Origin of the sequence: Variovorax sp. PBS-H4, from assembly GCF_901827205.1 — a bacterium.
Classification (GTDB): domain Bacteria; phylum Pseudomonadota; class Gammaproteobacteria; order Burkholderiales; family Burkholderiaceae_C; genus Variovorax.
On record NZ_LR594675.1, the window covers coordinates 6,117,710 to 6,129,282 of the forward strand.

The 11,573-nt window shown below is 63.8% G+C and carries 8 protein-coding genes; 7 read left to right on the plus strand and 1 reads right to left on the minus strand.

Annotation, left to right across the window (positions count from 1 at the left end; all coding sequences use genetic code 11):
- The first annotated feature begins 7 nt into the window (after positions 1-7).
- From sucD to E5CHR_RS29135, 7 genes are all read left to right on the plus strand, one after another.
- A complete protein-coding gene (sucD, locus tag E5CHR_RS29105; protein WP_162583239.1) occupies positions 8-901 on the plus strand; it encodes a succinate--CoA ligase subunit alpha in 894 nt (297 codons plus the stop codon).
- A gap of 89 nt (positions 902-990) precedes the next feature.
- A complete protein-coding gene (locus E5CHR_RS29110) occupies positions 991-1,674 on the plus strand; it encodes a TerC family protein (protein ID WP_162583240.1) in 684 nt (227 codons plus the stop codon).
- A gap of 33 nt (positions 1,675-1,707) precedes the next feature.
- Complete coding sequence (locus E5CHR_RS29115) at positions 1,708-2,517, plus strand: Stp1/IreP family PP2C-type Ser/Thr phosphatase (protein WP_162583241.1); 810 nt, start codon at positions 1,708-1,710, stop codon at positions 2,515-2,517.
- A gap of 64 nt (positions 2,518-2,581) precedes the next feature.
- On the plus strand, positions 2,582-3,232 hold the full coding sequence (locus E5CHR_RS29120) for an FHA domain-containing protein (protein ID WP_162583242.1): 651 nt from the start codon (positions 2,582-2,584) through the stop codon (positions 3,230-3,232).
- Positions 3,233-3,271: 39 nt separating this feature from the next.
- Positions 3,272-5,545, plus strand: a complete 2,274-nt coding sequence (locus tag E5CHR_RS29125) for a CHASE2 domain-containing protein (RefSeq protein WP_162583243.1) — start codon at positions 3,272-3,274, stop codon at positions 5,543-5,545.
- A 26-nt stretch (positions 5,546-5,571) separates the two neighbouring features.
- Positions 5,572-6,381 (plus strand): 3',5'-cyclic-nucleotide phosphodiesterase, encoded by an 810-nt coding sequence (locus tag E5CHR_RS29130; RefSeq protein ID WP_162583244.1) that lies wholly within the window; start codon positions 5,572-5,574, stop codon positions 6,379-6,381.
- Between the two features lie 197 nt (positions 6,382-6,578).
- Positions 6,579-7,076 (plus strand): pilin, encoded by a 498-nt coding sequence (locus tag E5CHR_RS29135; protein WP_174255763.1) that lies wholly within the window; start codon positions 6,579-6,581, stop codon positions 7,074-7,076.
- A gap of 318 nt (positions 7,077-7,394) precedes the next feature.
- Here the strand turns inward: E5CHR_RS29135 and E5CHR_RS29140 are convergent, their stop codons facing one another.
- The gene (locus tag E5CHR_RS29140; RefSeq protein ID WP_162583245.1) at positions 7,395-11,570 is read right to left on the minus strand and encodes a PilC/PilY family type IV pilus protein; all 4,176 of its coding nucleotides are present in this window, start codon (positions 11,568-11,570) and stop codon (positions 7,395-7,397) included.
- Positions 11,571-11,573: the final 3 nt, after the last annotated feature.

The following is an 11,573-nucleotide window of genomic DNA, read 5'->3' on the forward strand; positions in this document are numbered from 1 at the left end:
AAAAGACATGTCGATCTACATCAACAAAGACACCAAAGTCATTACCCAGGGCATCACCGGCAAGACCGGCCAGTTCCACACCGAGAAGTGCCAGGAATACGCGAACGGCAAAAACTGCTTCGTGGCCGGCGTGAACCCGAAGAAGGCCGGTGAGTCGATCTTCAACATTCCGATCTTCGGCTCCGTGAAGGAAGCCGCGAAGCAGACCGGCGCCACTGTCTCGGTGATCTACGTGCCGCCGGCGGGCGCCGCCGCTGCCATCTGGGAAGCAGCTGAAGCCGACCTCGACATGGCGATTTGCATCACCGAGGGCATTCCGGTTCGGGACATGCTCGAGGTGCGCAACAAGATGAAGGCCAAGGTTGCGGCTGGTGGCAAGGAAACGCTGCTGCTCGGCCCGAATTGCCCCGGCCTCATCACCCCCGACGAAATCAAGATCGGCATCATGCCGGGTCATATCCACCGCAAGGGCCGTATCGGCGTCGTCAGCCGCTCCGGCACGCTGACCTATGAAGCCGTGGCGCAGCTCACCGAAATCGGCCTCGGCCAGTCGAGCGCCGTGGGCATCGGCGGCGACCCGATCAACGGCCTCAAGCACATCGATGTGATGAAGGCCTTCAACGACGATCCGGAGACCGATGCCGTCATCATGATCGGCGAGATCGGCGGCCCCGACGAGGCCGACGCCGCTCGCTGGTGCAAGGACCACATGAAGAAGCCGGTGGTCGGCTTCATCGCTGGCGTGACCGCCCCTCCGGGCAAGCGCATGGGTCACGCGGGCGCTCTCATCTCCGGCGGTGCGGACACGGCGGAAGCCAAGCTCGCGATCATGGAAGAATGCGGGTTCAAGATCACGCGCAACTTCTCGGAGCTGGGCAAGCTCCTCAAAGCACAGATCTGATCTGCCGTCTTCCCCGGCCACACAAGAAGAAAAGCGCTCGCAAGTCACATTGCGGGCGCTTTTTCAATACATAACAGTGGAAAAGAGACATGGAATATCTGCAAACTGCCGACTTCTGGATCGGCCTTGTCAAAATTGTCTGGATCAACATCATTCTTTCGGGGGACAACGCAGTGGTAATTGCGATGGCCGCCCGCTCGCTGCCGCCGGCGCAGCAGAAGAAGGCCGTGCTGTTCGGATCAGGTGCCGCCGTGGTGTTGCGGATCGCACTCACCGTCGTGGCCGCCAGGCTGCTGGCGCTGCCCTACCTGCAGATCGTCGGCGGTGCGTTGCTGCTGTGGATCGGCGTGCAGTTGCTCGGTGACGAGGACGATGGCGGCGGCGAGGAAAAGCAGTACGGCAGCATGTTTGCCGCCGTGCGGACCATTCTGCTCGCCGACCTGGTGATGAGCCTGGACAACGTGATCGCAGTCGCTGCCGCTGCACAGGGGAGCATGCTGCTGCTGATCCTCGGCTTGGCCATCAGTATCCCGCTCGTCATTTTCGGCAGTACCTTGATGATCAAGCTCATGGAGCGCTTCCCCATCATCATCACGCTCGGCGCAGCCCTGATCGGCTGGGTCGGCGGCGAAACGATCGCGAGCGACACTGCCCTGAGCGGCGTGCTCGCCGCGCGCCCCTGGCTGCACTATGCCGGGGCGGCCGCGGGCGCGTTCTTCGTGGTGGCCTATGGCAAGTGGCAGCAGCGACGGGCTGCCGCGGCTGTGCAATGATCGCGGCCCGCTGATTCTCAATCTCATCGATTCATGGCGAACCTAGGCGCATCCGTTTCCCCCGACACCGGCGCGCTCACCTGGGATTTCGCCGCGCTGACCGACCCCGGCCGGGTGCGCGCCAACAACGAGGACACGATTGCCTTCGACGCAGCGCTGGGGCTGGTGCTGCTGGCGGACGGCATGGGCGGATACAACGGCGGCGAGGTGGCCAGCGGCATGGCCGTCGCGCTGCTGCAGGCCAGCTTCGGCCGCTGGCTTGCCCATGCAGGACCCGACGCCAATTCGCGGGCCGTTCGGCGCGCCCTGCAGGCCGGCACGGACGAAGCCAATGCCGCCGTCCTGGAAGCCGGCATCGCCAACCTGCAGCTGCAGGGCATGGGCACCACACTCGTGCTGGCCGCCTTCGGCCCACGGCGCGCAATCGTTGGCCACATCGGCGACTCGCGCTGCTACCGCCTGCGCAACGAATGTCTGGAACTGCTCACGCGCGATCACTCGCTGCTGCAGGAGCAGCTCGACGCGGGCGCCATCACACCCGAGCAGGCGAGCCTGTCGCCGCACCGCAACCTGGTAACCCGCGCACTGGGGATCGAGCGCCACGTCGAGCTTGAAATGCACGAACACAGCGTTGAGGCGGGTGACGTTTTCCTGCTATGTTCGGACGGCCTCAGCGAGATGGTGCCCGAGGGGCAGCTTTTCACGATTCTGTTGCAACAAACCGGCTTATCCGAAAAAGCAACACTTTTGGTTGCAGCGGCGAATGAAAATGGTGGCAAGGACAACATCTCGGTTGTTCTGGCCAGGGCCGATTCGAGCAACGCGCCAGAGGCATCCGGATAGCAGGCTCGAGCAAACCCGCTGCAGGTGACCGCGTGACACAACAAATGAGATCGAGGAGTCGGCTATGCCGAAAATGATCGTTTCGATCGACGGCGTCGTCATCAAGGAAGTGACGCTCGCCAAAGACCGAACCACGCTGGGCCGGCGCCCGTACAACGACATCGTGATCGACAACCTGGCGATCAGCGGCGAGCACGCGGTGCTGCACATGATCGGCGGCGATGTCTACCTGGAAGATCTCAACAGCACCAACGGCACCTACGTGAATGGGCGCGCCGTCAAGAAGCAAGCACTCGAGCACAACGACGTGGTCGAGGTCGGCAAGTACAAGATCCGCTACCTCGTCGGGGCAGGCGCGGCCGAAGGTGCCGGACACGGCCCCACCGTCGTGGCCAATTCCTCCGAGCCGATCCCCCTGACCTCCGCGCCCACCGTCCACACGCCGCTCGGCGGCCCCACCGGCGTAGCCGTCATCCGCGTCCTCTCCGGCAGCGGCGCCGGGCGCGAGCTCTCGCTCCAAAAGGTTGTCACGACCATCGGAAAGCCCGGCGTCGCCGTGGCGGCGGTCACTCGGCGCCTTCATGGCTACGTGGTAGCACCGATCGATGGCGGCACGGCCCTCAATGGCGAGCCTTTGGGCAACGAGGCGGTCGCACTGCAAGACGGTGACGTGCTCGAGCTCGGCGGCACGCGGATGCAGTTCGTCGCCAACTGAGCGTGTGAGGCGCGAGCGCCGCCGAGCCCGCCGGTCCGCATGAACGGACTGCGGCGTCACGGCGCCCGCATCGCCATCACTCTGCTGCCGGTCGCGCTCATGCTGCTTCACGCCGCGGGCGTCTGGCGGCTCCCCTTGCTGGTTCGCCTGGACCAGTTCATCTACGACACCCGGCTGCGCGCGACCATGCCGGGCACGCTCGACCCGCGCATCGTGATCGTCGACATCGACGAACTCAGCCTGCAACAGCTCGGCCAATGGCCCTGGAGCCGCGACAAGCTGGCGCGCCTCACGGACGAGCTGATGGGGCGGCAGGGCGCGGCGGTGCTGGGCTTCGATGTGCTCTTTGCCGAGCCCGACACCAGTTCAGGCTTGCCCGTTTTGCGCCAGCTCGCCGGCGGGCCTTGGCACGACGATCCAAAATTCGCTGCCGAGGTCGAGCGGCTTGCGCCGCAACTCGACCATGACGCCTTGTTCGCAAAGTCGCTCGCCAATCGGCGCGTGGCGCTCGGCTACTACTTCACCCGCGCGGCCGAGGCGCGCGCGACCGGCCGCCTGCCCGTGCCGGCGCTACCAACCGAGGCTCTTCCTCCAGGAGGGGACTACGCCGCGCCCTGGAACGGTTTTGGTGCCAACATCCCGCTCCTGGCGACAGCTGCGCCGGCGGCCGGCTTCTTCAATGTCGTGCTCGATTCAAGCGAGGACGGTGTCGTTCGCTCGGTGCCGCTGCTCGCACGTTACGACGGTCCGGACGCGCGCCGCGGCTACTACGAGTCGCTCGCGTTGGTCGTGCACCGGTTGATCGAAAGATCCCCGCCCGCACTGACACCCGTGTTCGCACCGGACTCCAGCCGTGGTGAAGGATCCCCGGCGCTCGAGGCCCTGCAGTTGGGCACGGGCACCTCCCGGGTGCGGGTGCCCGTGGATCCAAGCGCCAGCATGCTGGTGCCGTTTCGTGGGCCCGGGGGCGCGCGCGGCGGCTCCTTTCGCTACGTTGCGGCCGCCAGCGTGTTGGCCGGCGCTCTCGCCGCCGGCGAACTCGAAGGCAAGGTGGTGCTGATCGGCACCACCGCCCCCGGCCTCCAGGACCTGCGATCGACGCCTGTCGGCGCCGTCTTCCCTGGCGTGGAAGTGCACGCTAACATCATCTCGGGCCTCCTGGATCGGCGACTGCTGGTGGCGCCCGACTATGCGGCCGGCTACGAGCTCGTCACGGTGCTCGGCGCGGGGCTGCTGCTGGCCGTGGGCCTGTCGCTGCTGTCGGCAGCGCGGGCCACCCTGCTGGCCTTGCTCACCGGCGCCGCACTCACCGGGCTGAACAGCTGGCTCTACCTCGATGCGGGCCTGGTGCTGCCGCTCGCGGCCGCGCTCGTCATGGTGCCGCTCGCCTTTGCCTTCAGCATGAGTTGGGGCTACTTCGTGGAGGCCCGCGCCAGCCGCAGCCTTGCAAGACTCTTCGGCACCTACGTGCCGCCGCAATTGGTCGAGGAGATGCGCGCCGACCCGACCCGCTACAGCATGCGGGCCCAGGGCAAACAGCTCACCGTCATGTTCTGCGACATGCGGGGCTTCACCCGGCTTTCGGAGCAGATGGCCCCGGTCGAGTTGCAGGCCTTCCTGAACGCTGTCTTCAGCCGCCTGACTCGGATCATCAGCGAGCATCGGGGCACCATTGACAAGTACATGGGCGACTGCGTCATGGCCTTCTGGGGCGCCCCGGTCGACACCCCCGGCCATGCGGCCCTCGCCGTCGAGGCTGCCTTGGAAATGGCAGCGGCTGTGCGGGAGATCAACGACAAGCATCGTCACAGTGGACGGCCGGAGATCAGCGTGGGCATCGGTATCAACACCGGCCTCATGAGCGTCGGCGACATGGGCTCCGCCGTGCGCCGCAGCTACACCGTCGTTGGCGACGCAGTCAATCTCGCTTCTCGGCTTGAAGGCTTGAGCAGCCACTACGGCGTTGAGATCCTCGCCAGCGCCGCCACACAAAGTGCCGCCCCCGGCTTCGTCTGGCAGGAACTCGACCTGGTGCGCGTCAAAGGCAAGGCCAGGGCTGTGCGGATCTACGCCCCCGTGTCCCGGATGGGTGATTCGGCAGAGGGGTCGCCCGAGGCGCTCGTGCAGTGGGCTCGTACACTGGACGCTTACCGCGCGCAGGATTGGCATCGGGCGCAACACCTGCTGGCCCCGCTGCTCGCTGCCGATGCCAAAAAAGTCCTTTACCAGCTGTACGCCGAGCGTTTAGCCTCGCTGGCGTTGCGGCCCAAGGACCCCGACTGGGACGGCGCAACCCGGTTCGACAGCAAATAGCAAACAGCAGATAAGGGCTCTCTCAAATGCAGGTGCGCGTGTTGGGGTGCTCGGGCGCCATCGCCAAGGACTGCCGCACGACCTCGTTCCTGGTCGACAGCGATCTGCTGGTCGACGCCGGCACCGGCGTCGGCGATTTGAGCCTGGACGAGATGGGCGCCATCGATGACGTAGTGCTCACCCATTCCCATCTCGACCACGTGGCCGCATTGCCGCTGATGCTCGACGCCGTGGCAAGCCGCCGCAGCAAGCCACTGCGCGTGCATGCGCTGCGCGCGACGATCGAGGCGCTGCGGGCCCATGTCTTCAACAACGTGATCTGGCCGGACTTCGCGAGCATCCCCAGTCTGGAAGCCCCATTCGTGAGCTTCCACGACATCGTGGTCGGGCAGGAACTCCACCTGGGTACACGAGCCCCCAAGACGATCGAGGTGCTGCCGGCCGTCCACACCGTGCCGGCTTGCGGCTACGCGGTGCGCTGCGCCAAGGGCGGGCCGCATTGGGTCTTCAGCGGAGATACCGAGCGCAATCCGGCGTTTTGGCACCGGGTGAATCAGCTTGATGTCGCGATGCTGGTGATCGAGACGGCGTTCAGCAACCGGGAACAGGCACTGGCGCGGCGCAGCCTTCATCTATCGCCGGCGACGCTGGCGGACGAGTTGCGGCAGATTGCGGTCGACAAGGGTTACCCGATCTACATCACGCACACCAAGCCGGCCGAGACCGAGGAGATCATGAGCCAGATCGCCGGGCTGGCGGATGGGTCGCAGATGCATGGGGGCGGGCGGGGGTGGGATATTCGATGGTTGGAGGCGGCGGGGGTGCTGCAGGTCTGACTTGGAGTGTCGGGGGATGACAAATTTGTCGGGCTCTGTGCTTCACTGGCAACGACACGTGTCACACGCTGTAAGCCAGATCCGAACTTGTAGGCAGTTCGACTGCGTTGGAGCAGTTGTAACGGGCTGGCACGGATGCTGCGGAAGGTTGAATGCACCGGGGTCTCCCGGGCCTCAATCAACCAGGAGTCTGTTACATGAACCGTGCTATCCGTTCCGCTCAACGCGGCTTTACCCTCATCGAACTCATGATCGTCGTGGCGATCATTGGTATCTTGGCCGCTGTGGCGCTGCCTGCCTACCAGGACTACGTCAAGCGAGCCAAGGTCACCGAAGGCCTGTCGCTCGCATCGTCGGCCAAGACCACCATCGCCGAGAACGCCGCGAACGGCAAGAAATACGATGCCGGCTGGACGGCCCCGTCGGCGACCGCTGCCGTGAAATCTGTAGCCATCGACAACACCACTGGCGCCGTGACCATCACCTTCGACAAGCCAGTGGAAGATGGTAAGACCTTGATTCTTCGCCCGTTCACTGGCCCGAATACCACTCCGGTCGCGCTGCCGGACTCCAGCTCTGGCACATATGACGCTCCCACCGGCAACATCGCTTGGGCTTGCGGCGCTGCTGGTGCCGGCGCCCCCGCAACTGCAGGCACGCTGGATGCGAAGTACGCACCCTCTAGCTGCCGCTAAGCTCCTCCGCACTAAGACGAAGGCCGCCTTCCGGCGGCTTTTCTATTTGTGCCGTAGGTCTTAATAGCGCCGCATCGTAGACACACACGCCGATACGGCGAGCGGCGTGGCGGGCATCGTGATCTCTCCGTTACCGATGGGCTCAAGGGCACCGGCCAGACGCTGTATCGGGTGTTCCCGGTCACAACGCTGCAGACCTAGACCGAGCACCTGATACCAAACAGCCTGGACTACGCGAGCTAAAGGATCGCAAGCTGCTGGCCGCGGCGTTGTGCCCGGTGTGTCAAGCGTTCGACGCCCGGCGCCAAGCCAGCACTCTCAATCCACCGTCGGCACTTCCCGCCAATTCAACAGCCGCAGCCCCAACCCACTCGGTTCCTTGACCCCTTGCTTTTTCACTTCGCCTTGGACGTTGCCGGTCAGCCATCGCGTCCTGCCATCAACCCCCACCACAGCCAAGTCGGTGATTGCTGAACTGGTTTCGACAAAGGCTTGTCCATCAGGCGTCAACGCCGACTTGGCCTTCCCGAAATCGATCGCATAAAACCGGCTGACACCCGACGGGCTGCATGCATCGCCAACAGTCAGCAGCGGCGCAAAAGAAACCACACCATTGAATGCCAGTGGATTGAGCGTAAGGCGCCAAGCGATCGTGCTACTGGTGTCGGAACCCAGATCCAGGTACCACCCCTTCGATGTGTTGGGCAGCGTGACCCCGTTGGTCAGATCGGTCAGTGCAGTGAGGCTTGCACGGGTGATCGGCATGGTTGCGTCGGCAGGCGCAAAGCTGGCCGCATTGCCGTCGATGATCGCGTAGAAACTCTGTGCGGCCGTTGAGCTAATGTCGCTCGGATCGAGCAGCTGGCCGGTGCCGAACATCACGTACCGCTTGCGAGTGACCGGATGGATCTCGATCAGCGGCTGCGTCGTGATGGCTTGCGCCTTGGCGACGGTGGCGCCATCGGTCAACAGTGCCAGTTTCGTGGGTGCCGGGTAGGCGGTGGTGGTGCCACGCGGCGCGGTGACATCGAAGCGCCAGAGCTGTCCGTTCAAGTCGCCCGCGTAGATCGCGTCGGCGGTGTAGTCTGTGAAATCCTGCACGTACGCGGAAGCATGCGTCAGGCCATTCGCAGCAACACCCGTGCTCACCTTCTGAAGCAAAGCACCCGTCTCCGGATTCACGAAGTACAGGTAACCCTTTCCGTCGCTGTTGTTGTAGCCCGAGGTCAACACCACCACCCAGCCATAGCGCTTGGTCTTGATCATCGTGGGCGCGCCAAAGCTGTAGCCCATCGTCGGGTCCGTGAACTCCCACAGCACCTTGCTTGCAACAGTTGCCTCGCTCGTCATGCCCGCAGGGTTGGTTACGTCGATGGCGTAGTAGCCCTTGCCGCCTTTGCCCAGGCCGCCGACCAGGATGGAACGCCACCGGGAAGTGCCATCCGTCACGAAGGTTCCGCCGGCACGGCTGAAATCGACGTCGAAGATCTTGGGCGTGGCGTCGACGTAGTAGTGATGCAGGTAGTTGGGATTGCCCAATTGCGCCAATCCGTCGTCCTGCGGCGTCGCGGGAGAACTCGGCCCCTGGAACAGGGCGCTAGGCACATACGCGAACTGCTCCACGCCGGCATCGGTACCGGTCAGCGCGCCGTTGAACGCATGGAGCATGCCGTCGTTCGCTGCGGCATACACCATCGTCGGGCGGCTGGCCCAGGTGGTCTTGAAGGTCTTGTAGCCGGGGTTGACTGCTTCAGAGAATTTCTCGCTAGGCGGTGCAACGGGGGTCACCTTGGCATTGACGATGTCCCCCAGCAGGGTCGATCGCGTGCGATAGGGCCGGGACGGGGCGGCCAGCGATCGCTCGTTGCTTCGATCACCACGCAGGTAGTTGAGGTAGTTCGCGCGGTCGTCGCCGGTGACGTAGCTCGTGTCGAGAGCCGCCGCTTGCGCGGTCGTGAGGTTGGCCATACGGAATGCGACGCCTGCCGTGCCGCTCCAAGTCGCAATGCGCCTGTTTGTGTCCCAGCCGGTGCCGGCAAACTGCGCGGCGAGTTTGTCGGTGCTGGACCACTTCAGGGTCGTCGTGGGATTGCCCGCGCTGTCGAAGGTGATCTCATTTGCCGTGACGGTGCTGGTCCATCCATTGGCGTCGTACTGCGAGGCGTAAGACGCCGCTCCCGCCGAAGATACCTGCACGGCAGACAGCGAGAACGAGGTGGTGTAAGCCTTGATTGCGCTCACGATGCTCTCGAGCGCCTGAGTCAAACCCGCCACCAGCGTATCGGGCCTGCCGGCGGCGAAGTAGTTGTCAGGACGGTTCTGCGTGGTGTTGGTACGGGTGTCGGTCAACATCTCGCCGTTGGTCGACCACCAGTCCAACGGGATGGTCGCGGCAAAGGTGTAGGGGTCGAAGTTGGCAGGAGCCTTCAACCCCCCGAACTTGGCAGCCAGGTAGAACTGGTTGTTTGCCTGGAAGGGCTGCTCCAGCACGTCGACCCAATAAGTCTGCACGGTCTGCTTGCCGATGGTCCTGGCTTGGCCGGTGACATCGGGGCGGATGTCCTTGGTATTGGCGTCGTAGGCCAAGCCCGCGATGTACGCAGAGTTGTCGCGGCCGCTGTAGCTGTTGGTCGCACCCAGCGTGTCGCCGAGCCCCTGCAATTGCCCGACCTTGTTCGTCGCCGTGATGGCATTGACGGTCGTGTCCGCGGCGACCTCCGCAGGCATGGTGGGCTCGCGGGTGCGGTACGTGGTATTGCCCGCGACGTTCTTGTCGACGTGAGTGTAGATGTCGCCGATTCCCAGGACGAAGTTCCTCTGGCATGAGTATTGGATCGGATCGTTCCAGTTCGTGACGACGGGAAAGCCATCGATCCACGTCTTCTTGGTGGCGGTGGTGGCCCCGGCCATCGCGCTCCATGCCGAGACGTTGCCAAGATTCTTGTAGTAACGCAGCACGGCGTAGTACATCTCGCTGACCGGGTCATAGCTTTTGTAGCTGCCGGGGATCAGCTGGCCGAACTGATTGAGGTAGTTCATTACCCCGCTGTTGTCGATCTGCACCCCGAACTCCGTGGTGGTGGCGCTCGAGTCCGCGCTGTTGGGGTTGGGAACGAGGATACCGGTCGTCTCGTCCCATTCCTTTTGGGTGTTCGCGACAGCCGCCTGGCCAGGCCGTGGTGCAGTCGGACCGACGAACTTCTGTCCGGCGCGCAGCACGCCGCCATCGCGCTGGTCGCTGCTGTCGTTGAGGTAGCCGAAAGCGCTGAACCGGATTTTCTGCGAATACTTCTGGATGAGGCCCTCGGGCTTGTAGTTGCTGCCGTAGGCCTTGCAATTGGCCTCCAGGCCCCCTGCGGCCGTGGAGGGATCGCAGACTTTCACTCGCATCGTGTAGTCGATCGTGCTGTCGCCGGAACTGAACGCAGTGAACGTGCCGGGCGTGGATGGCTTCTGCCACAACAGACGCATGGTGGCGCCGCCGTTGTTTTCGTAGTACTCGATCTTGACGCTGAAGCTTTGCCCGGCAGTGAGGTTGATGGTGCCACTGTCGTTGTCCGTGGTCCCGTGGTCCGACCAGCCGTCGATGACGAGGTTGCTGTTGCTGAAGCTGCCGCTCCCGGAAGTATCGACCCACAGGCGAACGCCGTCGTCGGAGGTAGTCCGGAAGATGTAGCTACCAGATTCAGGCGCCATGAAGGTGCCAGTGTAGCGTGCAGAAAAGCTGTTGGCATTCACGCCGGTACCAGGACTCCCATTCCCCCAATCGTGGTCCGCGCTGTCGTTACTGACCGTCATAACCACGGGATTGCTGAGGGTCTTGTTGTTGTAATAGCTTGCAGCGAAAGTGCGCGCAACGGCATCGTTGATGCTCAGACGCATCTTGAACCCCATGCCATTGACGTGGATGCCGACGCGAGTCGCGGTGTCGTAAGGAGTTGCCCCGGCGATCTCGCTGACGGTGAGATCTCGGTCGTCGAACAACCCTTGCCCCGAATGCCAGCCTTTTTCGAGAATGGTTTCCGTCGTGGTGTCGACGACACGACGGCCGCCTGTCATAGCCCAACGGAATGGATCGATGGTGGCCGTTGCGGCCCAGTTCAGGAAGTTCCCGCTCCACTTGTTAGTGTTCGTGGTGCCGGCGCAGGTTCGGTTGGTGGCAGGTCCCGCGGGATAGAAGTAGCTCGTGTCGCCCGTGTTGGTGCTGTTGGCCGTGGTGGTGGTCTGGTACAGGTAGCACTTGTTCGGATCGAAGTAGCCGAGATAGGTGCTGGCGCTTGTGTAAGCGCCGACGTGTGCTGTCCGGGAGGCCGTCGGCCACTCCACTGAAAGGGCGAGCGCCAGGTTGCCCGGCACCTCCGAAGTCGAGAACACCGGTTGATCGGACAGGGTTGTGGCGGAGGCGAGCAGAGCACCTCCCAGCATGAAGCCGATCGCGATCCCAAGTCCCGCCCCTCTCAGCGTGCGGACGGACAAGAGAGATATTGTTTTCATGGT